General features: G+C 73.0%; 20 protein-coding genes. 10 read left to right on the forward strand and 10 right to left on the reverse strand.

The features are described 5' to 3' along the window. Window positions 1-157: 157 nt before the first annotated feature. Window positions 158-664 (reverse strand): hypothetical protein, encoded by a 507-nt coding sequence (locus D7231_RS23095; protein ID WP_120757416.1) that lies wholly within the window; start codon window positions 662-664, stop codon window positions 158-160. A gap of 278 nt (window positions 665-942) precedes the next feature. On the opposite strand from D7231_RS23095, the gene D7231_RS23100 reads away from it, so the two are divergent. Further along, on the forward strand, window positions 943-1,827 hold the full coding sequence (locus D7231_RS23100) for a DMT family transporter (RefSeq protein WP_120757417.1): 885 nt from the start codon (window positions 943-945) through the stop codon (window positions 1,825-1,827). Window positions 1,828-1,928: 101 nt separating this feature from the next. On the opposite strand, the gene D7231_RS23105 is transcribed toward D7231_RS23100, so the two are convergent. Both D7231_RS23105 and D7231_RS23110 read right to left on the reverse strand, forming a co-directional pair. After that, window positions 1,929-2,258 carry a putative quinol monooxygenase gene (locus D7231_RS23105; RefSeq protein ID WP_120757418.1) on the reverse strand — a complete coding sequence of 110 codons (330 nt, stop codon included), beginning with the start codon at window positions 2,256-2,258 and terminating at the stop codon, window positions 1,929-1,931. 251 nt (window positions 2,259-2,509) lie between these two features. Further along, on the reverse strand, window positions 2,510-3,397 hold the full coding sequence (locus D7231_RS23110; protein ID WP_120757419.1) for an ATP nucleotide 3'-pyrophosphokinase: 888 nt from the start codon (window positions 3,395-3,397) through the stop codon (window positions 2,510-2,512). A gap of 273 nt (window positions 3,398-3,670) precedes the next feature. Between D7231_RS23110 and D7231_RS23115 the strand changes: the two genes are divergently transcribed. Together D7231_RS23115 and D7231_RS23120 are read left to right on the forward strand one after the other, a co-directional pair. Beyond that, window positions 3,671-5,557, forward strand: a complete 1,887-nt coding sequence (locus D7231_RS23115; RefSeq protein WP_391472260.1) for a glycosyltransferase family 2 protein — start codon at window positions 3,671-3,673, stop codon at window positions 5,555-5,557. A gap of 1 nt (window position 5,558) precedes the next feature. Continuing rightward, the gene (locus D7231_RS23120) at window positions 5,559-6,221 is read left to right on the forward strand and encodes an NADPH-dependent FMN reductase (RefSeq protein ID WP_228774149.1); all 663 of its coding nucleotides are present in this window, start codon (window positions 5,559-5,561) and stop codon (window positions 6,219-6,221) included. Here the strand turns inward: D7231_RS23120 and D7231_RS23125 are convergent. Continuing rightward, the gene (locus D7231_RS23125; RefSeq protein ID WP_120757509.1) at window positions 6,199-7,194 is read right to left on the reverse strand and encodes an NAD(P)/FAD-dependent oxidoreductase; all 996 of its coding nucleotides are present in this window, start codon (window positions 7,192-7,194) and stop codon (window positions 6,199-6,201) included. The two genes, D7231_RS23120 and D7231_RS23125, sit on opposite strands and share 23 nt — an antisense overlap. 144 nt (window positions 7,195-7,338) lie before the next feature. Here D7231_RS23125 and D7231_RS23130 point away from each other — a divergent pair, with 144 nt between their 5' ends. The 4 genes from D7231_RS23130 (at window position 7,339) to D7231_RS23145 (ending at window position 11,055) form a co-directional block, all read left to right on the forward strand. Continuing rightward, window positions 7,339-8,004, forward strand: coding sequence for a DUF4360 domain-containing protein (locus D7231_RS23130; RefSeq protein WP_120757421.1), 666 nt, complete (start codon window positions 7,339-7,341; stop codon window positions 8,002-8,004). Between the two features lie 96 nt (window positions 8,005-8,100). Then, window positions 8,101-9,357, forward strand: a complete 1,257-nt coding sequence (locus D7231_RS23135) for a cytochrome P450 (RefSeq protein WP_120757422.1) — start codon at window positions 8,101-8,103, stop codon at window positions 9,355-9,357. Window positions 9,358-9,464: 107 nt separating this feature from the next. Further along, a complete protein-coding gene (locus D7231_RS23140; protein WP_120757423.1) occupies window positions 9,465-10,709 on the forward strand; it encodes a hypothetical protein in 1,245 nt (414 codons plus the stop codon). Window positions 10,710-10,845: 136 nt separating this feature from the next. Then, entirely contained in the window at window positions 10,846-11,055 is a 210-nt protein-coding gene (locus tag D7231_RS23145; protein ID WP_120757424.1) for a hypothetical protein, read from the forward strand. Window positions 11,056-11,080: 25 nt separating this feature from the next. On the opposite strand, the gene D7231_RS23150 is transcribed toward D7231_RS23145, so the two are convergent. The 3 genes from D7231_RS23150 to D7231_RS23160 form a co-directional block, all read right to left on the reverse strand. Continuing rightward, window positions 11,081-12,244: an amidohydrolase family protein gene (locus D7231_RS23150; RefSeq protein WP_120757425.1), complete on the reverse strand. Its 1,164-nt coding sequence runs from the start codon at window positions 12,242-12,244 to the stop codon at window positions 11,081-11,083. 1 nt (window position 12,245) lies between these two features. Beyond that, entirely contained in the window at window positions 12,246-13,655 is a 1,410-nt protein-coding gene (locus D7231_RS23155) for a glutamine synthetase family protein (RefSeq protein WP_422396748.1), read from the reverse strand. Window positions 13,656-13,791: 136 nt separating this feature from the next. Continuing rightward, window positions 13,792-13,947 (reverse strand): DUF5670 family protein, encoded by a 156-nt coding sequence (locus tag D7231_RS23160; RefSeq protein WP_030364088.1) that lies wholly within the window; start codon window positions 13,945-13,947, stop codon window positions 13,792-13,794. Between the two features lie 239 nt (window positions 13,948-14,186). On the opposite strand from D7231_RS23160, the gene ctaD reads away from it, so the two are divergent. Continuing rightward, the gene (gene ctaD / locus D7231_RS23165; protein ID WP_228774169.1) at window positions 14,187-15,791 is read left to right on the forward strand and encodes an aa3-type cytochrome oxidase subunit I; all 1,605 of its coding nucleotides are present in this window, start codon (window positions 14,187-14,189) and stop codon (window positions 15,789-15,791) included. A 26-nt stretch (window positions 15,792-15,817) separates the two neighbouring features. Next, complete coding sequence (ctaF, locus tag D7231_RS23170) at window positions 15,818-16,210, forward strand: aa3-type cytochrome oxidase subunit IV (protein WP_120757428.1); 393 nt, start codon at window positions 15,818-15,820, stop codon at window positions 16,208-16,210. 39 nt (window positions 16,211-16,249) lie between these two features. On the opposite strand, the gene qcrB is transcribed toward ctaF, so the two are convergent. Together qcrB and D7231_RS36585 are read right to left on the reverse strand one after the other, a co-directional pair. Beyond that, window positions 16,250-17,902 (reverse strand): cytochrome bc1 complex cytochrome b subunit, encoded by a 1,653-nt coding sequence (gene qcrB / locus D7231_RS23175; protein ID WP_120757429.1) that lies wholly within the window; start codon window positions 17,900-17,902, stop codon window positions 16,250-16,252. 134 nt (window positions 17,903-18,036) lie between these two features. Further along, entirely contained in the window at window positions 18,037-18,189 is a 153-nt protein-coding gene (locus tag D7231_RS36585) for a hypothetical protein (protein ID WP_158673802.1), read from the reverse strand. Between D7231_RS36585 and D7231_RS23180 the strand changes: the two genes are divergently transcribed. Next, complete coding sequence (locus D7231_RS23180) at window positions 18,188-18,553, forward strand: TetR family transcriptional regulator C-terminal domain-containing protein (protein ID WP_120757430.1); 366 nt, start codon at window positions 18,188-18,190, stop codon at window positions 18,551-18,553. The genes D7231_RS36585 and D7231_RS23180 overlap by 2 nt on opposite strands. An 86-nt stretch (window positions 18,554-18,639) precedes the next feature. On the opposite strand, the gene metE is transcribed toward D7231_RS23180, so the two are convergent. Then, entirely contained in the window at window positions 18,640-20,964 is a 2,325-nt protein-coding gene (gene metE, locus D7231_RS23185) for a 5-methyltetrahydropteroyltriglutamate--homocysteine S-methyltransferase (RefSeq protein WP_120757431.1), read from the reverse strand. Window positions 20,965-21,072: the final 108 nt, after the last annotated feature.

Genomic DNA, 21,072 nt, shown 5'->3' on the forward strand with positions numbered 1-21,072 from the left:
AAGACTGATAGCACCGGCCGGTGGTTGCAGCCGGGATCCGAGGGCCGGCAGGGGAGTCCCGGGGAGCCGAGGGGCCGGGGCCGCCGGGGAGGGGCCGCCGTCACTGCGGACGGTGACCCCTCGAACGGAGCAGCGAACGCGCCGCCGGGAGATGCCGCTAGGAGATGGAGGCGCCCGTGGGGATCGCGTTCAGGGCGACGGGCGAGACGTTCACGATCTTGTTCCAGTCGAAGTAGTACTTGTCCATCGCGGCCGGGCTGGTGATCCAGCGCTTGATGCCGTTGCTCACGAGGTAAACCGCGGGCCCGCTGGGCGACTTCGCGAGAATGGCGCCGTCGGACAGCTGCCCGCCGTCGTCAATGGCACCGATGTCGACGACGGACTGAATTCCGTTCCAGTTGCGGAACAGGTTGTTGTACGTGGCCGGATTGGGGATCCAGCGGCGTTTGCCGTCGAGGATCAGATAGACGGCCGGGCTGTTCACGCCCTTGAGCCGGGCGCCGTCGAGTTCGGGATGTCTGCCGCGGAGCTCCGCGGCGCCGGATTGTGCGGCGGAGGCCGATTCCTGAGCGGTGCCGGAGGCCTGTGCGGCGGGTGCCGCCGCGAGACCGGAAACGGATGCGGCCACGAGGGCCAGGGCGGCGAACAACGAGCGCTTGGACACATTTCCTCCTGCTGCGGAGAAGGGATGAGTTCAACTCGCCTGCATTCCCGTGCCTTTCGCTTGCACCGGCCAACCCTTGCGGGGCCGCACCCGCTTGTCAACGTCCGCTCACTTCTCCGTGCGGACGGCCAGCGATTCTCCGCCATGGGTGCCGCGGGCTCCTATCGGTGCGCCTGGTCCGCTTTCGCCCGCGACCGGCGGAAGATAGCAGTGAGCATTCCGGATCCACCGCCCAGGAATACCCGATTCCGGCCGTGGGGCCCGAAAGGAACGGCACCGTGCGGAGTTTCCCCGCGATCCTCTTCGCCCTGCTCGCCGCGGTCAGCAACGCCCTGGCGGTCGTCCTCCAGCGCCGCGCGGCCCGTACCGTCCCCCTCGCCCCCGGCCTGCGCCTCTCCCTCTTCGCCCAACTGCTGCGCCGCAGGGCCTGGCTCGGCGGCATGGTCGCCGTCATGGCCGCCGCCTGCCTGCAAGCGCTCGCCCTGTCGCAGGGCGCCATGGCCGTCGTCCAGCCCGTCTTCGTGCTGGAACTGCCCTTCGCCCTCCTGCTCGGCGGGCTCATGCTGGGCCGCAAGGTCACTTCGCCCGCCTGGCGCGGAGCCGTCTGCATCGCGGCCGGACTCGGCCTGGCCCTCGCCGCCGCCGCGCCCACCCCCGGCACCGGAGAGCCGCCCGCGGACCGCTGGATGCTCGCCCTCGTCTGCTGCCTCGCGCTCATCGGGGTGCTGACCGCCACGGCCCTGCGCCACCCCGAAGGCGGCCTGCGCGCCGCGTGCTTCGGCACCACGGCCGCCGTCGGCTACGCCCTCACCGCCGCCCTGATGAAGGACGCGACGCACGCCTGGCAGGACGGCGGCGCCACCGCCTTCTTCCTCTCCTGGCAGACGTACGGGTTCGCCGCCGTCGGCGTCCTGGCCCTCTTCCTGCTGGAGAACGCCATGCAGTCCGGCCCGCTCACCGCCTCCCAGCCCGCGCTCACCCTCGGCGACGCCCTGGTGAGCCTCTCGCTGGGCATCACCCTGTACGAGGAGCGGGTCCGCAGCGGCTGGTGGATCCTCCCCGAGGCCGCCGGCGCCGCCCTGGTGCTGTACGGGGCGGTGACGATCTCCCGCGTCGCCCTCGCCCGGGACCTGGTGACGACGGCCCCCGCCGGGGCCGACTGACCCCGGCCCGGCCCGGCCCGGCCTGCGCCGTCCGGGCCGGGGTACGCCCCGGGGGCGGAACGGCCGCGCCGCTCCGCCCCCGGAAGGTGCCGCTCAGCGGCTCAGATGTTGCGCGGCGTGAGCTCCGCCATCGCGGACCAGCCGTTGCCGGGGGCCTCGGTGCTGATGATCTGCGGCGTGGTGGCGATGGCCTCGGCCATCTCGTCCATGGCGGTCTTGAAGTGCGTGGAGTTCACGTGCGCGTCACCGGCCTCGCGGGAGGCGAAGCCCTCCACGAGGACGAACTGGTTCGGGTTGTCGACGCTGCGGGACCACTCGAAGAACAGGTTGCCCGGCTCGTCCCGGGTGGCCTGGGTGAAGTCCTCGACGAGGTCGAGCCACTTGTCGGTGTACTCGGGGCGGACGGTCATCTTGACGACGATCAAGATCATGGCGGCTCCTGTCGTGTTCGGGCGGCGGTCCGGGGCGACGGGCCGGTCCCGGCCCCTGCCGGCGGCGGGCGGGAGCGCCCGCGCCGGTGCCCACGCTGGCGGAGGCGGGGGCACCCGGCGAAGCAGGGACGACAGCTATTCCGGCCCTCCCGGAAAATTGCACCCCGGCTGCGGCGGGACGGCCAGTCGGGCGGGCGTCCGCCCGGCCGCTTCACCCGCACCCGGGCCGCGGACCCGTACGACGGAGCGCCCTACGCGGCCGCGGCAGGCTGGTCGACCGGCGCGGGCAGCGTCCGCGCGGGCTCCTGCCGGCCCTGCGCGGGTGCCGCGGGCAGGGTGAGGTCCTCCGCGCCGTCGGGGACGGGCACGGACTCGAAGATGGCGTTCTGCTGCTCCTGGAGCTCGCGGGCCCGCTCGGGCGAGGTGGTGGGCAGCCGCTGCTCCTCGTACAGCTTGTGGGTCGCCTCCTGGGCCCACTTGCTCGACGGGGTGTGGAACTGCACCTCGAAGACGTGCCGGGAATGCGGGTCGCGCCAGGCCGCGTTGATGGCCTTGTAGCCGTGCTTCCGACCCCAGGTGTTGGCCCACTTGACGCTGTCGTTGCCCCACAGGGACAGGGCCGAGGAGGCGATCGTCACTCCGTTGGTGTAGCTGCCGTCCGGCCACTGGAGGGTGTAGCGGACGGAGTCGCTGATCCTGGCGAGGGTGGCGTCCACGGTCTGCCCGGGGGTCTCCTTCATGGCCGTGGCGACCTTGCGCTTGAGCGAGTCCGGCGACTTCAGCCGGTGGTCGAAGCCGATGAGGGTGGCGTGGCTGATGCGGGCCACCGCCTGCATCTCGGGGCTGACCGTCTGCTCGGCGGAGCGGGCGCGGGCGAGGAACTCGTCGACCTTCTTGTTGTCCGCGGCGTTGAGGGACAGGCCGTCGCCCTTCCAGCCGCCCTTGTCGTCACGGAACCGGTCCGCCTTGTTCGCCTTGTCCGGCTCGGCCGCTCCGGCTGCGGCGACCGTCTTGCCTGCGGACACGGGGTGCGATCCGGCCCTGCCGTCGGCCAGGGCGCTCTGCACCGGTCCGGCGCTCAGGGCGGCGGCGAGCGCCGCGACGGCAGCGAGTCGAGGGGCAGTGCGGTTGGTGATCACCGTGTGATGAGTCCTTCGGCGCGTGAGGTGATGTCCGGCGCCTCATACAACCGGCAGGGGCCCGCACCGGTAACTGAACGGCACGCTCCACGGCCCGCCTTTGGCCGGATCGCGGTGGTTGCGGGGCGGAATGTGGTCGTACGGGCGCTGTGAGCCGTGCGGGTGACGGAGAGGTGTGTTGGCCGCATTCTTCGGATGATCGCTCCAGTGCGTTGTTACGTTTTGCGGACTAATAACCCCTTTGGTGGTGGTTCCGGCGGTGGGGAATGGGCGGTGGTTGCGGTGGTGGGTGGCGTGCAGGTGTCGGGGCGCGGCGTCGTCGCCGAAGAGGAAGCCGGCGAAGGTGCGGGCGCAGGCGGCGGGAGCGCCGTACCGGGGCCTGCGGGGGAGCGGGGCGCAGCGGCTCCCCTGACGAGCGCGGCACCGGGCGGCGACTACGACTACGAGGGCTTCAGCCGGCTGACGGGGGCCATGGAGGAGCGCCTGCCGCCGGGGGCCTACCGGGTGGCGTACCAGGGGCTGCGGGGCCGGGCGGGTTTCGCGGGGGTGTGGGTGGGGCTGCTGGTGGGGCTCGCGCCCCTGATGGCGGCGGGGGTACTGGTGTGGCTGCTGTGGCCGGGGCACTGGGTGGTGCGGGACGGGTGGCTGGGATCGGTGGACGCCGTGATGCTCGCGTCGGTCGGGCTGGTCGAGGTGTTCCGCGTGGTGAACGTGGTCTCGGTGGCCCACGCCTCGTGCGTGGCGCGGGACCCGGTGCCGGTGCGCGCGCAGCCCGGCGCGCGGGTGGCCTTCTGCACGACGTTCGTGCCGGGCAAGGAGCCCCTCGCCATGGTGTCGGCGACGCTGGAGGGCGCGGTGCGGGTCGGCTACGACGGCCTGGTGGACGTGTGGCTGCTGGACGAGGGCGACGACCCGGGCGCGCGGGCGCTGTGCAAGCGGCTGGGCGTGCGGCACTTCTCCCGGAAGGGCGTGGCGCGCTACAACCGGCCGTCGGGGAAGTACCGGGCCCGCACGAAGCACGGCAACTACAACGCCTGGCTGGACGCGCACGGCCACGGCTACGACTTCGTGGCGTGCGTGGACACCGACCACGTGCCCCTGCCGAACTTCCTGGAGCGCATGCTGGGCTACTTCCGCGATCCGGACGTGGCCTTCGTGGTGGGCCCCCAGGTGTACGGGAACTACTCGGCCCGGGTGACCAAGGCCGCCGAGAGCCAGCAGTTCCTCTTCCACGCCCTGGTGCAGCGCGCGGGCAACCGCTACGGCTCGCCGATGTTCGTGGGGACGTCCAACTGCGTGCGGGTGAGCGTCCTCCAGCAGATCGGCGGCTTCTACGACTCGATCACCGAGGACATGGCGACGGGCCTGGAGATCCACCGGCGCAAGAACCCGGCGACGGGCCGCCGCTGGCGCTCGGTCTACACCCCCGACGTCCTGGCCGTGGGCGAGGGCCCCTCGTCCTGGACGGACTTCTTCTCCCAGCAGCTGCGCTGGTCGCGCGGGACGTTCGAGACCCTCCTGCGGCAGTTCGGGCGCGCGGTGTGGTCCCTGTCCCCGGGCCGCCTGTGGAACTACTGCCTGCTGGTCGCCTACTACCCCATGGCCGCCATGACCTGGGTCCTCGGCGGCGTCTCCTGCGTCCTCTTCCTCGGCCTCGGAGCCACGGGGATCAACGTGCCCTCGCAGGTGTGGCTGATGCTCTACGGCGACGCGGCCGTCCTCCAGATCTGCCTGTACGTCGTCAACCGCCGCCACAACGTCAGCCCGCACGAGCCGGAGGGCTCCTCGGGCGTGGCCGGGATGGTCATGTCGGCGGTGTCCGCCCCCCTGTACGCGCGGGCCATGGGCCAGGCCCTGCTGCGCCGCCGCTCGGGCTTCGTGGTGACCCCGAAGGGCGCGTCGGCGTCCGGGGACTGCACCGCGACGTTCCGCACGCATCTGTGGTGGGCCTGCATGTTCGGGGTGTGCCTGGTGGCGTCGGTGTTCCTGGGCCACTCCTCGCTCGCCATGCGCGTGTGGGCCGGCATGGCACTGATCACCGCGCTGGGGCCGGCCGGGGTGTGGCTGGCGGACCGGGCGCGCGAACGCTGGCCCAGCGGCCGGGGCACCGGCGACGGCCCGGCGGTCTCCCGCCCCCTCACCCAGCACAGTGCGGCCTGACATGGCCGCCGAGACCGCCACCGGCCCCATGCGGGTGCTCGTGCTCGGCGCGTCCCTGCGCGCCGACTCGCTGAACGCCCGGCTGGCCTCCCTGGTGGCCCGCCTGGTCCGGGACGAGGCGGGCGCGGACGTCGACCACGCCCACCTGAACGAGTTCGCCATGCCGCTCTACAACGGCGACACCGAGGACGCCGAGGGCGTGCCGCCCGGGGCGCTCGCGCTGCGCGAGCGGCTGTCCGCGTGCCAGGCGCTGGTCATCTCCGCCCCGGAGTACAACGCCTCGATGCCCGGGGTGCTGAAGAACGCCATCGACTGGGTCTCCCGCGTCCGCCCCCAGCCGTTCAAGGACAAGCACGCCCTCCTGGTCTCCGCGTCGCCCTCCATGGTCGGCGGCAACCGCGGGCTGTGGGCCCTGCGCGTCCCGCTCGAACACCTGGGCACGCGCGTGTACCCCGACATGTTCAGCCTCGCCAAGGCGCACGAGGGGTTCACCAGTGACGGGGACCTCGCCGACAGCGGGCTCCACGCACGCCTGGCGGAGTCGGTGACCTCGTTCCTGCGGCTGGTCGAAGCGGATACCCGCTACGTGTGCCTGCGCCGCCGCTGGTACGAGTTCCTGGGCGACTGCACGGACGCCCCGGTCACTCAGCGCGCCCAGGACTGACGGGGCCCTCCCCGGAGCCGTCCCCGTCCGCGAGCCAGGCCGCGGCGAGCGCGCAGCCCCACGACACCGTCACGCCCGCCCCGCCGTGGCCGTAGTTGTGGACCAGCCGTGCGCCGCCTGGCAGCCGGCCGGCCTCCAGCCGCGCGGGGGAGCGGGCCGGGCGCAGACCCACCCGGTGGGCCAGGACGCGGGCCCCGGCCAGCCGGGGGTCCACGCGGGCGCAGCGGCTGATGATCGCCCTGGCCGTGCCGGGCGAGGGGGTGCGGTCCCAGACGTGCTCGCGCGCGGTCCCGCCGAGGACCACCCCGTACGGTTGCGGGAAGACGTTGAGGATCTCTCCGGTCGCGCGGTTCTCGGCGGCGAGCCACTCGCTCACACCCGGGTTCTCCACGACGACGACCTGCCCCTGCACGGGGTGCACCGCCGGGTCGGGGACCAGGTCGCGGGCGCCGAGGCCGGTGCAGTTGACGACGAGGGGCGCGGCGCGGCCCGCCTCGGCCAGGTCCCCTACGGCCCGGTGGACGACGGTGCCGCCCGCCGCGGCGAACCGCCGCTCCAGATATCCGAGATATGCCGGCATGTCCACCAGTGGCGTACGGGCGCGGACGCCGTGCCCGTAGCCCGCGGGCAGCTCGCCGCCCGCGGCCGGACGGAGCCCGGGAACGCCCGCGGCCCAGCCGCCCCGCTCCTCCCGCTCCGTGCACGCGTACGTGCCGTCGACGAGCCGGACGCCCGTCTCGTCCGGCCGGTCCGCGAGGCGGGACAGCTGCCGGAAGGACTCCAGGGCCCAGGCGGTGACCGCCTCCCGGGGCTCGATCCGGTACGGCCACCACAGGCCGCCGGCCACGGCGGAGGTGGTCTCCGCGGGCCGCTCCCGGCTCCGCACCTCCACGTGCCGCCCGGCCTCCGCCAGGACCACCGCGGTGGTCAGCCCGATGACCCCGGCACCCACGACGATCGCATCGCGCGTCATGCCGACACCGTACCGATGCCGGCACCGCACCGCCGTGTCCGGAACTCCTTTCCCCGGTTATCGGTGCTGTTGACTTCTTTATTGCCCTGTGGAATTGATTCCCCACCCGGATCCGGTCGTCCGTCGATCCTCCATAGGAGCGCCATGCCCAGATCCAGAATTCCCCTCATCTGTAGTACGGCCGCCCTGGTGGCGTTGTGCGGCCCCGTGCTGCCCGCGCACGCGGCCGCCCCGGCGATCGCCGTGCCACCCGACAAAATCGTGATCGAAGTCGCGACGGTGAATGGTTCGGGCTGCCCCGCGGGCACCGCCGCGGTGGCCGTCTCCCTGGACAACACCGCCTTCACCGTCACCTACAGCGAGTACCTCGCCCAGGTGGGAAGAGGAACAAAACCGACCGATTCCCGCAAGAACTGCCAATTGAATCTGATCGTCCATGTCCCGCACGGATTCACCTACGCGATTGCGAGCGTCGACTACCGCGGATACGCCCACCTCGAACCCGGCGCCACGGGCGAGCAGAAGGCCTCGTACTACTTCCAGGGGCAATCGCAGACCGCCATCAAGTCCCACCAGTTCAAGGGCGCGCTGGACGACAGCTGGCAGGCGACCGACACCAATGAGGTCGCGCAGTACGTCTACGCGCCCTGCGGCGAGCGGCGCAACTTCAACATCAACACCGAGCTGAGCGTCGCATCAGGCACCTCCGACCCCACGAAGACCACCAGCTTCATGGCCATGGACTCCACCGACGGCGCCATCAACACCGTCTACCGCATCGCCTGGAAGGAGTGCCCGCCCAAGCCGTAGCCGCCCCGGGGTTGTGGGAACCGTACAGGTACCCCTCGCCAGCACTGGTATCGGCCCCGCTGTCCGGAAACCGGCGGGACGGACGAGGATGAACAGGTGCTCGACACCCTCGACCCCGCGGACCCGGCCTTCGCACGCGACCCCTACCCCTACTACGCACGCCTGCGCACCACCGGTCCCGCAGCGCGGGTGGCGCTGGCCAACGGCACGGACGCCTGGCTGGTCACCGGCTACCGGCAGGCCCGGGAGGTCCTTGCCGACCCGCGCTTCTCCAACGTGCCCCCGCACGCCGCGGGCCGCCCCAAGCCGGACTCACCGGCCCGGCGCGCCCGCGGCTGCCTCGCCCGCCACATGCTCAACACCGACGCACCCGACCACACCCGCCTGCGCCGGCTGACCACCGCCGCCTTCACCCCGCGCCGGGTCGACGCCCTCCGCCCCCGCATCGAGCAGCTCACGGCGGAGCTGGTGACGGACGTCGCGGACCGGCTGACCCGCTGGGGCGCCGCCGACCTCGTCGACGCCTTCGCCTTCCCTCTGCCCGTCCTCGTCATCGGCGAGGTGCTCGGCGTGCCCACCGCCGACCGGGCCGACCTGCGCACCTGGACCTACCAGGTCGGATCCCCCGCGGACGCCCTCCCCGCCGGCTCCGTCGACCGGGCGTGGACCAGCCTCCACGCCTACTTCACCTCGCTCATCGCGGAGAAGCGGCGGACGCCCGGCGACGACCTCTTCAGCGCCCTCGTCCACGACGAGGCCGAGGGCGGGCTGGACGACGGCGAACTGCTCGCGATGGCCTTCCTGCTGCTCTTCGCCGGCTACGAGACGACCATGAACCTGATCGCCTCCGCGTCCCTCCTGCTGCTCACCCACCCCGAGGAACTGGCCGCGGCCCGGCAGGGCGGGCCCGCGCGCTGGGCCGCCGTCGCCGAGGAGGCCCTGCGCCACGCCAGCCCGCTGGAGGGGACGACGTGGCGGCGTACGACCGAGGAGGTCGACCTGGGCGACGGCGTGGTCCTGCCCGCGGACGCCTCGGTCCTCGTGGTCCTCGCCGCGGCCAACCGCGACCCCGGCGTCTTCCCGGAGCCGGACGCGTTCCGGCCCGGCCGCTACGCCGCCTCCGGCGAACGGGCGGCGCCCCACGCGGCCTTCGGGCACGGCCCGCACTTCTGCCTCGGCTCCCGGCTCGCCCGCCTGGAGGCGGAGGTGGCTCTTCCGATGCTCTTCGGCGCGGACTCCCGGATACCGGCCCTCGCCCTCGCCGCCGACCCCGCCGGCCTTCCCTACCGCCCCGGCCTCCTCGTCCGCGGCCCGCGGCGCCTCCCGGTGGTCCGCGCCGGCTCCGCCGGCTGACCCTCAGGCCTGCCGGCCGGGTGGCCGGAGGGACTTCCTCCCCCGGCCGCACCCATGGGCTCTACAGTGGCCTGTGCCTTTGTGTGCTGCCAGGGAGGAAGTGCGTAGTGGTCGAGACGGTCCGGGGTTGTGTGCTGTTACTGGACGGTACGCCTGACCGGCGGCGAGGTGTCCTGCCGAATCCGACCGCGCACGCCGTCGCGGGCGCCCACCCCCGCCGCTTCCTCGCCGCGGACGCCGTGGACGTGGTGCAACTGCCCGCGGTGGAGGGCCCGCAGAGCGCCCTGGCGTATTTGCAGCACGCCGCGGCCGTGCCCGGCCCGCTCCTGGTCTGGGTGACGGGGCGGCTGATGGTCCCCGCCCGCCGCGGCGGCGAGCTCCACCTGGCCCTGCCCGGCAGCACCCCGGCCACCGTCCGCTACACCGGGCTGCCTTGGGCGTGGCTGCTGCGCACCTTGCAGGCGCACGCGGGGCCGGTGCTGCTGATGGCGGACCTGGAGGCCGACGCGGCTGCCTGGCCGCACGTCGTAAGCGGGGCCGGGTCCGGCGAAATCGCCCAGGGCGTGCCGCTGTTCGGCGTCGTCAACCCCGTCCCGCCGGTGCCCGCGCGCGAAGCCGGCCCGTACACGCGAGCGCTCCTCGAAGCCCTGCATACCGGAGACCCCCACTCCGGCGCCGTGCTCGACGTGCCCACGATCCACCGCCGCGCCCTGCTCGCGGCGGGACAGGGCCCGGACACCGTGCCCTTGCAGTGGGGAACGCCCGGCCCGGTCCTGGCCAACGTCGCTGCCGCGGCCCGCCCGCACCCGCACCCGGAGCCGCGGAGGGAAGCCGTACCGGCTCCCTTGCGGCAGCCGGCGCCCGCCCCGGTCCGGCCCCCGGACCCCGTTCCCGCACCCGCCGCTGCTGCCGTCCCCGCGCAGGACGACCTCCTGCCCGGCATCCTGGCCGCCGCCCACGCCGGCCGGCACAACGAAGCCGCGGCGATGGCCGCCGCGGGCGAGCAGCAGGCCCTGCGCCACTACGGGCCCGACAGCCCCGAGGCGGCCCTGTGGGTCGAAGTCCGCGCGGACCTCGCCCGCATGGCCGGCGACCACTCCCGGGCCGCCGAGCTGTGGATGACGGCTGCCGGCGCCCGCCTCGGCCGCAGCGGACCCGCCGACGGGGAAGCCCTGGCGGCGCTGAAGCGCGCGCACTACTGCTGGCAGCACAGCGGCGACCAGGCACCCCGTCTCGCCCCCGCCCTGCTCGCCCTGTGGGAACGGGTCCCCGGCGGCGAAGGCGCGGCCGGTCACATCCGCGCACGCCTGCAAGGAGCGGAGGAGAACGCCCCGCCCACAGTGGCCCGTTGACGCCCTGCCGGGAGCGCAAGTCCGCATGCGGGGCGTGCGGTGGTGCGCTTCGGCGCGTGCGGGCAGAACGGGGGTGATTGCTGTGCCCGGGAGGTATCAGCTGGGTGACAGTTCCCCACGTAGCGAGGAGTACGGGATGAAGCGTCTGCGCTCCGCCCTGACGACGGCCGCCGCCACCGCCCTGCTGAGCGTGTGCGGGGTGGTGCTGGCGTCACCGGCCCATGCGGAGGCCGATGTCAACCTCCTGGGCGGCGTCGCCACGGTGACGTTGGACGGAACGATCGACGTGACCCTTCTCGGCATTCCCCTGCCGAGCCTGCCGAACCTGCTTGAGGGCACCATCTGATGGCGGCCGCCCCGCCCCTCGCCCGCTAAGCGGAAGCCTCCGCCGCCGGCAGCCCGTACAGCCGCCGCGCGTTCCCGGAGCCGATCAGTGCGGCGATCCGGGGCGCGTCGGCGGCGGGCCACGCCCCCTCGCCCACCCACGTCCGCGTCAACTGCCGGAGCGCCCGCGTGAACAGGCGGCTGCCGGCCACGTACAGCTCGGGCAGCCCGTAGGCGTCGGTGGAGAACATGACCTTCCCGAACGGGGCCAGTTCGAGCACCTCGGCGAGGACGGCCGCGGCGCTCGCCCCGGTGTAGGAGAGCGTCAGCCCGACGTCGGCGTAGACGTGCGGGAAGACGTGGGCGAGGTAGGCCGCGTTGCGGTGGTACGGGTAGGCGTGCAGGAGGACCAGCGGGCAGCCCGTCGGCCGTACGGCCTTGATGAAGTCGGTGAGCAGCGCCGGGTCGCTGCGGTGCAGGCGCAGGTCGGGGTCGCCGAACCCCGTGTGGATCTGGAGCGGCAGCGCGGTGCCGGCGGCCGTCCACAGCAGGTGCCGGAGGAGGACGGGGTCGTGGAGGCGGCGGCCGGCGTCCCGAGCGGCCAGCAGCCGGTCCACGGCGGCGCCGAGCTCGCCGGGGCCCGGCGGCGCGGGATCGAAGTCGAGGCCGTGGCGGTAGGCGGCCACCGACTTGAAGCCCACCGCCGCACGGGCCGCCCCGTGCACGGCCTCCTGGAGGCCGCCGAGGAACTCCCCGCTGCTGCCGGCCTTCTCCGCGGCGCGCTCGGCGAGGGTCTCCAGCCGGACGATCTCGTGGGCGCGCCCGCCGCCCGCCGCGGCGAGCTCCTCGGGCGTGGTGAGGCCGTCGGCGAGGCCGGTGTCGACGACGTAGTCGGTGATGCCGGTGGCGCGCAGCAGCCGCCGCCCGGTCTCCTCCTCGCCCAGCTCGGCGCGGCGGGCCAGGTAGGCGGCGGGCGCGCAGTGGGCGGGGAGCCCGAGCAGCGGCGGGCACCAGCGGCGCACGGCGAAGCCCAGCTGGCTGTCGAAGAAGGTGGTGCCGTCGGCGGCCGGGGCGTCGGACTCCGTCAGGTAGGACAGGAACCCGGCCTCGTCGAGGGGGCCGCGGGCCACGCCGTGGCAGTGGTGGTCGACCAGGTCCGCCGGCTCCGCCGGCCCGTCGCCGTACGGCTCCGTTCCCGCCGGGTTCCCCATGTCAGTACCGGTGCCGGAGACCGGCGACGAGCGCCTCCGGCGAGTCGTCCCGCGTGCGCGCCTGCTCGCCTTCGCGGACGGCCAGGAACGCCTCGTAGAGCGGCTCCCCCAGAGCTTCCCGCAGCACGTCCGAGCCGCGGAAGCGGTCGAGCGCCTCCGGCAGGCTCGTGGGCAGCCGGGGCACGGCGGCGCCGGTGACGGCCGGGTCGCCGCTGACGGGGTCGGGCAGGCTGTACTTCTGCTCCATGCCGTTCAGGCCCGCGGCGATGACCGCGCCCGCGGTCAGGTACGGATTGGCCGTCGCGTCGACGCACTTGAGCTCGGCGTTGGCGCTGTCCGCGTCGAGGGCCGCGCCCGGGATGAAGCGCAGCGCCGCCTCCCGGTTCTCCGGGCCCCAGCACTGGAAGACGCCCGCCCACCGGGACGGGGCGAGGCGGAGGTAGCTCGCGGGGTGCGGGGCGGTGACGGCCAGCAGGGCGGGGAGTTCGTGGAGGATGCCGGCGAGGAACGCCTCGCCGGGCCGGGTCATGCCGAACGGCCCGTCGCCGCCGCGGAACAGGTTGCCGCCGTCCTGCCGGAGGCTGAGGTGGAGGTGGGCGCCGTTGCCGACGGTCCCGGGCTCGACGAGGGGCGCGAACGTGGCGTGCAGGCCGTGGCGCGCGGACACGGCGCGGATGGTCTCGCGGACGAGCACGGCGTGGTCGGCGGCGGTGACGGGGCCGGCCGCGGCGGTGGAGACCTCGAACTGGCCGGGGGAGTACTCCGGGTGGATCTGGAGCACGTCGATGTCCTGGGCGGCCAGGGCCCGGAGCACGTCGCGCACGTAGTCGGAGAGCCCGACCATGCGCGTCATGCCGTAGGCGGGGCCGGGGGCGGCGTACCGGGGCGCACCGTTCGCCGCGCGGGCTCCGTCCCCCGCGACGGCCTGCTCGGCCGCCCCTTCCCCTTCCCCGGCAAGGGTGACGACCCACTCGGTCTCGTATCCCATGCGCAGTTCGAGGCCTGCCTGCGCGGCCCGCTCGGTCATGCGCCGCGCGAATCCGCGCTGGCAGGCCGCGTACGGCGTGCCGTCCTGTTCGTTGCGGTCGGCCGGGGCCCAGGCCCAGCCCGGCTGCGCGGCGAGCACGGTGAGCCGGTCGAGGTCGGGGAAGAGGCGCAGGTCCCCGTCGGGGCCGCCGATGTGGCGGCTGGTGACGGCGGAGTCGTCGCTGAGGTACACGTCGAAGACGGGCGACATGCCCACGCCCCACTGCGCCGCGTGCGCGAGCCGGGCGGTGGGGACGGCCTTGACGCGGGTGATGCCCGCGTTGTCGACCCAGGTCAGGACGGTGCCGTGCACGTCCATGGCCGTCAGCCGCGCGGCTTCCTGACGCGCGGCCGAGGCCGCGGCTTCGTGCAGTGGTGTGTCCACGCTCGCTCCTGGGGATGCCGGTGTCTCGCCACTCCTGTGGGCCATTACACCGCACGAGGGCGCGCCCGGTGACGGAACGCCGCAACCCCCGGCCCGGTCGGATCGCCGGCCGCGGAGCCGAAGCCGGGCCCGGCTGCTACCAGCGGTACCAGCGGCCCCCGCCGGAGCGGACGAGGAAGCCGAGGAGCCAGAGGACCAGTACGACGATCGCGACCCACCAGAGGATCTTGAGCGCGAAGCCGGCCCCGAAGAGGAGCAGGGCGAGGAGCAGGACAATCAACAGTGGAACCATGGGGTTTACCTCCTTTTCCTTCGTCTGCCCGCATGCGGGCATGTCATTACTGCTGTGCTTCCGGCCGCCCGTCCGAATGGCCCAGTCGTGGTTTGCGCTCCGGCGCACACGGCTACACACGAGGCGCCCGCCCGCAACGGGCACGGGCCCACGGAGGGGCGATGCCGCAGCTGGAGCAGGAGAGAACCGACGGGGCGACGGAGACCGCCGACGGCCCTCCGGTCCGGCTGGGCAGCAGAATGCTGACGTACCTCACCACCACCGATCACAAGGTGATCGGGAACATGTATCTGGTGACCGCCTTCTGCTTCTTCCTGTTCGCGGGGCTCATGGCGATGGTCATGCGGGCGGAACTGGCCCGGCCGGGCCTGCAAATCGTCAGCACCGCGCAGTACAACCAGCTGGTCACCATGCACGGCACCGTCATGATGCTGCTGTTCGCGACGCCGATGTTCGCCGGATTCGCCAATGCCGTGATGCCTTTGCAGATCGGCTCCCCGGACGTGGCGTTCCCGCGGCTGAACGCCATGACGTACTGGCTGTTCCTCTTCGGCGCCCTGATCGTCGTCTCCGGCTTCGTCGTCCCCGGCGGTGCCGCGGCCTTCGGCTGGTTCGCCTACGCACCGCTCAACAGCGCCGTCTACTCGCCCGGTGCGGGCGGCGACCTGTGGGCGATGGGCCTGGTCGTGGCGGGTCTCAGCACGGTCCTGGGGTCGGTGAACTTCATCACCACCATCGTCTGCCTGCGCGCGCCGGGCCTGACGATGTTCCGCATGCCGGTGTTCACCTGGAACATCCTCTTCACCTCCATTCTGGCGCTGCTCGCCTTTCCCGTCCTCACCGCCGCCCTGCTGTGCCTGGAGGCGGACCGGAAGTTCGGCGCGCACGTCTTCGACGCGGCCAACGGCGGCGCCCTGCTGTGGCAGCACCTGTTCTGGTTCTTCGGCCACCCCGAGGTCTACATCGTCGCGCTGCCGTTCTTCGGCGTGATCACCGAGATCATCCCGGTGTTCAGCCGCAAACCGCTCTTCGGCTACGCCGGAATGGTGGGCGCCACCATCGCCATCACCATGCTGTCGGCGTCCGTCTGGGCGCACCACATGTTCGCGACCGGCGCCGTCCTGCTGCCGTTCTTCTCGCTGATGTCCTTCCTGATCGCCGTTCCCACCGGAGTGAAGTTCTTCAACTGGATCGGCACGATGTGGCGCGGCAGCGTCTCCTTCGAGACGCCCATGCTGTGGGCGACCGGCTTCCTCGTCACCTTCCTGCTCGGCGGCCTCAGCGGCGTCCTCATCGCCTCGCCGCCGCTCGACTTCCCCGTCACCGACACGTACTTCATCGTCGCGCACCTGCACTACGTGCTCTTCGGCACCGTCGTCTTCGCCATGTTCGGCGGCTTCTACTTCTGGTGGCCCAAATGGACGGGCCGCATGCTCGGCGAACGGCTCGGGAGGATCCACTTCTTCACGCTCTTCGCCGGATTCCAGATCACCTTCCTGGTGCAGCACTGGCTCGGCGAGTCCGGCATGCCCCGGCGCTACGCCGACTACCTCGCCGCCGACGGATTCACCCTCATGAACACCGTCTCGTCCATCGGCGCGTTCCTGCTCGGCATCTCGACCCTGCCGTTCCTGTACAACGTGTGGCACACCGCCCGCCACGCGCCGAAAGTGACCGTCGACGACCCCTGGGGCTACGGCCGTTCCCTGGAATGGGCCACGAGCTGCCCGCCGCCGCGCCACAACTTCCACGCGCTGCCGCGGGTGCGGTCCGATTCCCCGGCCTTCGACCTGCACCATCCCGAAGCGCTGGAGGCGGCGGAGGAGAAAAGCCTTCCCCGGTAGGCGCAGCAGCCCGAGGAGCATTCCCCATGAAGACCGAGGCCGTCCTCTTCGCCGGCGTGGCCGGCTTCTTCCTCGCCACCGGGGCCGTCTACGTCTGGCTGTCCGGCCGCGAACCCGCGGGGAGCGCCGCGCTGACGGTCTCTTTCATCATGGCGTCGCTGATGGCCTTCTTCTTCGCCGTGAACTACCGCCGCCGGGGTGCCCGGCCGGAGGACGACAAGAAGGCCGTCATCGCCGACCGCGTGGGCCCGCTGGACTTCTTCCCGCCGCGCAGCGCCTATCCGGCGCTGACCGCCCTGGGCGCCGCCGTCAGCGCCCTCGGCATCGTCTTCGGGCTGTGGCTGTTCATCATCGGCTTCGGCGTCCTGGCCGCCGGGGTCGGCGGCATGGCCTTCCAGTACGTGCAGCGCGACGCCTGACCGGCCCCGCCGTCAGCGGTCCCGGCCCCGCCCCGGCCGTCACCTGCCGCGCCCGGCGGGCTCGCCCCGCCCGGCGGCCGTGCCCGGCTCCTCCGGCTCGATCGGCGCGGCCGTCCGCTCCTCGACGGCGCGCCGCTGCTCGGGCGTCACCGGGACCTCGACGCGGTCGCCGTAGTACCAGGAGCTCAGGGCCAGCCGCAGCCGCTGCCGGCGCGGCAGCTCCGCCCGGGGCCGGGGCGCGGTCAGGGGCTCCGGCACCTCACGCACCATCAGACGGTAGCCCTGCGCGGCGGACAGCGCCTCGTGGCCCTCGCCGAGCCCGCCCCGGACGTCCTGCTCGACGTTCCCGCTCTCGCGGCCCTCGGCGAGCAGCCTGCGGTCGTGCGCCTGGAGGGCCAGGCAGATGCGCCGGGTGACCCAGAACGCGAGCACCGGGCCGAGGACCACCGCGATGCGGAAGATCCAGGTCAGGGTGTTGACGGAGACCCGGAAGGAGAACGCGATGACGTCGTTGCCGCCGGCCGCCAGCAGCACCGCGTAGAAGACGATGCCGGCCACGCCCAGCGCCGTCCGTGCGGCCTGGTTGCGGGGGCGGTCGGCCAGGTGGTGCTCCGAGCGGTCCCCGGCGATCCACTTCTCCAGGAAGGGATAGAGGTAGAGGCCCGTGAACAGCAGGCCCGGCAGGACGACCGCCGGGATCAGCACGTTCCACATGAAGGTGTGCCCCCACAGCACCGTCTCCCACGGGGGCATCACGCGCAGGGCGCCCTCCAGGAACCCCACGTACCAGTCGGGCTGGGCGTCGGTGGCCACCTGGTCGGCCCGGTAGGGCCCGTACGCCCAGACGGGGTTGACCTGGGCGAGCCCGCCGAGCGCGGTCAGCAATCCGAAGATCATCAGGAACAGGCCCGTGGACTTCGTGGCGAACTGCGGGAACATGGGCTGCCCGACGGCGTTGCGGTTCGTCCGGCCGCGCTCCGCCCAGTGCGTGTGCTTGAGGTAGACGACCAGGATCAGGTGCACGGTGATCAGGGCGATCAGCACACCGGGTACGAACAGCACGTGCACCACGTACAGCCGGGGAAGGATCACGTGCCCCGGGAACGCCCCGCGCCAGATGAACGAACTCAGGTACGTGCCCACCACGGGGATCGACAGCACGATCGTGTTCGCCGTCCGCATCCCCGTCCCCGAGAGCAGGTCGTCCGGCAGCGAGTAGCCGGCGAACCCTTCGAGGAGCGCGAGGACGAACAGCGTCAGGCCCACGATCCAGTTGGCCTCCCGGGGCCTGCGGAAGGCGCCCGTGAAGAACACCCGGAGCATGTGGACCGCGATCGCCGCGATGAAGACGAGCGCGGCCCAGTGGTGGACCTGCCGGATGAGCAGCCCGCCCCGCACCTCGAAGCTCAGGTCGAGCGTCGACAGGTACGCCTGCGACATCCGCAGGCCGCGCAGCGGCTCGTACGGCCCGGCGTACACGCTCTGCGTCATGCTCGGGTCGAAGAAGAGCGTCAGATAGGAGCCGGTGAGCACCAGGACGGCGAAGCTGTAGAGGGCGAGCTCCCCCAGCAGGAACGACCAGTGGTCGGGGAACGCCTTGCGCAGCAGCGCCTTCGCGGCCTCGGCGGCCGGAAGCCGCCGGTCCAGCGCCACGAAGCCGGTCAGGGCCGCCTCCCGGACCTTCTCTTTCACCCGCCACGCTCCCTGTCGGCTCGCCGCCCGCACCCGCACCCGCGTCCTCGCGCGAGGCCGCGGCTGATGGGTAACCGGCGCGCCGGGAGCTCAACCGCATGATCGCCGGGTGTCACCCGGACCGCGCGGGCGGGCTACGCGGCGCTGCGGGCGTCGCTCCGCGCCTTCTCCCGGGCCAGCGCCTTCTTGCGCCCGGCGTCGAGGACGGCCAGCACGGCGTACGCGAAGAGCCCCGCCACGACCGCGACGTAGCACCAGGGGGAGGAGAGGTAGTTCGCCGCGCGCATGGCCGCGCTGGACGACCCGGCTGACCCGCGGGCGGTGCTGGGAGCCGTCCTGAACGAGTTCCTGCCCCTGGACGAGCAGCGCCGCAGCGCCCTGCGCGTCTTCGTCGCCTACTACGTGCGCAGCCTCACCGACCCTGCGCTCGCCGAGGTCTTCCTGCACGCCTCCCAGCCCCTTGAGCAGCTCGTCGCCGGTCTGATCCGGCAGGCGGGAGCGGCGCCCGGCGTCGACCCCGGGCGGGAGGCGGACCTGCTGGTGTCCGGGGTGACCGGGCTGGGCATGGACGTGCTCCACGGCCGGCGCACCCTCGCCGACGTGCGGACGACGCTGGACCACCACCTCGACCGGATCCTGCCCGCGCGCTGACCGCACGGCAGGGGGAACGGGAGAGGAGGGGGCGGACGCCGTGTCGTGCCGGCGCCCGCCGCCTCCTTCACTCCTTCACTTCAGCGTCAGGAAGCGCCGCTCGGCAGCTCCGCCCGGACCTCCCGCGCCGCCGTGACCAGGTTCTCCAGCGAGGCCCGCACCTCGGGCCAGCCGCGGGTCTTCAGCCCGCAGTCCGGGTTGACCCACAGGCGCTCGGCGGGGATGGCCTCCAGGCCCTTGCGCAGCAGCGCCGCGGCCTCGTCCGCGCCGGGGATGCGCGGGGAGTGGATGTCGTAGACGCCGGGCCCGACCTCGCGCGGGTAGCCCGCCGTGGCCAGCTCGGTGGCGACCTGCATGTGCGAGCGGGCCGCCTCCAGGCTGATGACGTCCGCGTCGAGGTCGTCGATGGCCCGGAGGATGTCGCCGAACTCCGCGTAGCACATGTGCGTGTGGATCTGGGTGTCCGGCCGGACGCCCGCGGTGGAGAGGCGGAACGCCTCGGTCGCCCACGCCAGGTACTCGGCGCGGTCGGCGGCGCGCAGCGGCAGCGTCTCGCGCAGCGCCGGCTCGTCCACCTGGATCACCGACGTGCCCGCGGCCTCCAGGTCGGTGACCTCGTCGCGCAGGGCGAGGGCCACCTGGCGGGCGGTGTCGCCGAGCGGCTGGTCGTCGCGGACGAACGACCAGGCCAGCATGGTCACCGGGCCGGTCAGCATGCCCTTGACGGGCTTGCCGGCCACCGACTGGGCGTAGCGGGTCCAGCGGACCGTCATCGGCTCCGGGCGGGAGATGTCGCCGGCGAGGATCGGCGGGCGGACGTAGCGCGTGCCGTACGACTGGACCCAGCCGTGCTGCGTGGCCAGATAGCCCGTCAGCTGCTCGGCGAAGTACTGCACCATGTCGTTGCGCTCGGGCTCGCCGTGCACGAGGACGTCGATGCCCGCCTTCTCCTGGTAGGAGAGGACCTCGCGGATCTCGGCCTTGATGCGCTCCTCGTACGCCGCGGTGTCGATCCGCCCGGAGCGCAGGTCCGCACGGGCGGTGCGCAGCTCGGTCGTCTGCGGGAAGGAGCCGATCGTGGTGACCGGCAGCAGGGGCAGGCCGAGGTGGGCCCGCTGGGCGGCGGCCCGCTGCTCGTACGGCTGCGAGCGGCGGCCGTCGGACTCGGTGACGGCGGCGGCGCGGGAGCGGACGGCCGGGTCGCGGGTGATGGCCGAGCCGGCCCGCGAGGCCAGGTCGGCGCGGTTGGCGGCCAGGGCGGCCGCGATGGTGTCGGGGCCCTGCGCCAGGCCGCGGGCCAGGGTGACCACCTCGGTGGTCTTCTGGCGTGCGAAGGCGAGCCAGCGGGCGATCTGCGGGTCGATGTCCCGCTCGGCCGCCGCGTCGAGCGGCACGTGCAGCAGGGAGCAGGACGAGGAGACGTCGACGCGGTCGGCGAGGCCGAGGAGCGTGCCGAGGACCGACAGGGACTTCTCGAAGTCGTTGATCCACACGTTGCGGCCGTTGACGACGCCGGCGAGGAGCCGCTTGCCGGGCAGCCCGCCGGCGGCTGCGAGGTCGCCGAGGTTGGCGGCGGCGGGACCGGTGAAGTCCAGGGCCAGGCCCTCGACCGGCGCCTTGGCGAGGACCGGGAGGGCCTCGCCGAGCCGGTCGAAGTAGGAGGCGACGAGCAGCTTGGGCCGGTCGGTGAGGCCGCCCAGGTCGCGGTAGGCGCGGGCGGCGGCGTTCAGCTCGGCGGGTGAGCGGTCCTGGACCAGGGCGGGCTCGTCGAGCTGCACCCATTCGGCGCCCGCGGCCCGCAGGTCGGCGAGGACCTCGGCGTACACCGGCAGCAGCCGGTCGAGGAGGGTGAGCGGCTCGAAGCCCGGGGCGACGCCCGGCGCGGGCTTGGCGAGCAGCAGGTACGTGACGGGGCCGACGAGCACCGGACGGGCCGTCAGGCCGAGCGCGAGGGCCTCCTTCAGCTCCGCGACCTGCTTGGTGGAGTCCGCGAAGAAGACCGTGTCGGGGCCGAGCTCGGGGACCAGGTAGTGGTAGTTGGTGTCGAACCACTTGGTCATCTCCAGCGGCGCCACCTCCTGCGTGCCACGGGCCATGGCGAAGTATCCGTCCAGGGCGTCGGCGTCGACGGCCGCGCGGTGCCGCGCGGGGATCGCACCGACCATCACACTGGTGTCCAGGACGTGGTCGTAGAACGAGAAGTCGCCCGTGGGCACTTCGTGAACACCGGCCCCGGCCAGCTGCTGCCAGTTCGTACGGCGCAGTGCAGCGGCCGTGTCCCGCAGGGCACCGGCCGTGACGCGGCCCTTCCAGTACCCCTCGATCGCCTTCTTCAGTTCACGGCCCTGCCCCTGCCGGGGGTAGCCGTGGACGGTGGCCTGTGCTGCCGCGGCTGCGGACTTGCTGGTCACGGAACTCTCCTTCGCGAGCGTGCGTGCGTCCATGACCCCGGGACGGGCGGAAGGCGCGAAGGAACGGCAGACCGGGCGGGACACTGCCTGCCGCGATGCGGTCGCAAG

This window comes from Streptomyces klenkii, from assembly GCF_003626645.1.
Taxonomy (GTDB): Bacteria; Actinomycetota; Actinomycetes; order Streptomycetales; family Streptomycetaceae; genus Streptomyces; species Streptomyces klenkii.

Coding starts and splice junctions, on each gene's coding strand:
- D7231_RS23105 (WP_120757418.1), bottom strand. CDS start 2,258: ATGATCTTGATCGTCGTCAAGATGACCGTCCGCCCCGAGTACACCGAC.
- D7231_RS23120 (WP_228774149.1), top strand. CDS start 5,559: ATGGCCGCCGAGACCGCCACCGGCCCCATGCGGGTGCTCGTGCTCGGC.
- D7231_RS23125 (WP_120757509.1), bottom strand. CDS start 7,194: ATGACGCGCGATGCGATCGTCGTGGGTGCCGGGGTCATCGGGCTGACC.
- D7231_RS23130 (WP_120757421.1), top strand. CDS start 7,339: ATGCCCAGATCCAGAATTCCCCTCATCTGTAGTACGGCCGCCCTGGTG.
- D7231_RS23145 (WP_120757424.1), top strand. CDS start 10,846: ATGAAGCGTCTGCGCTCCGCCCTGACGACGGCCGCCGCCACCGCCCTG.
- D7231_RS23150 (WP_120757425.1), bottom strand. CDS start 12,244: ATGGGGAACCCGGCGGGAACGGAGCCGTACGGCGACGGGCCGGCGGAG.
- D7231_RS23160 (WP_030364088.1), bottom strand. CDS start 13,947: ATGGTTCCACTGTTGATTGTCCTGCTCCTCGCCCTGCTCCTCTTCGGG.
- ctaD (WP_228774169.1), top strand. CDS start 14,187: ATGCTGACGTACCTCACCACCACCGATCACAAGGTGATCGGGAACATG.
- ctaF (WP_120757428.1), top strand. CDS start 15,818: ATGAAGACCGAGGCCGTCCTCTTCGCCGGCGTGGCCGGCTTCTTCCTC.
- D7231_RS23180 (WP_120757430.1), top strand. CDS start 18,188: ATGGCCGCGCTGGACGACCCGGCTGACCCGCGGGCGGTGCTGGGAGCC.
- D7231_RS36585 (WP_158673802.1), bottom strand. CDS start 18,189: ATGCGCGCGGCGAACTACCTCTCCTCCCCCTGGTGCTACGTCGCGGTC.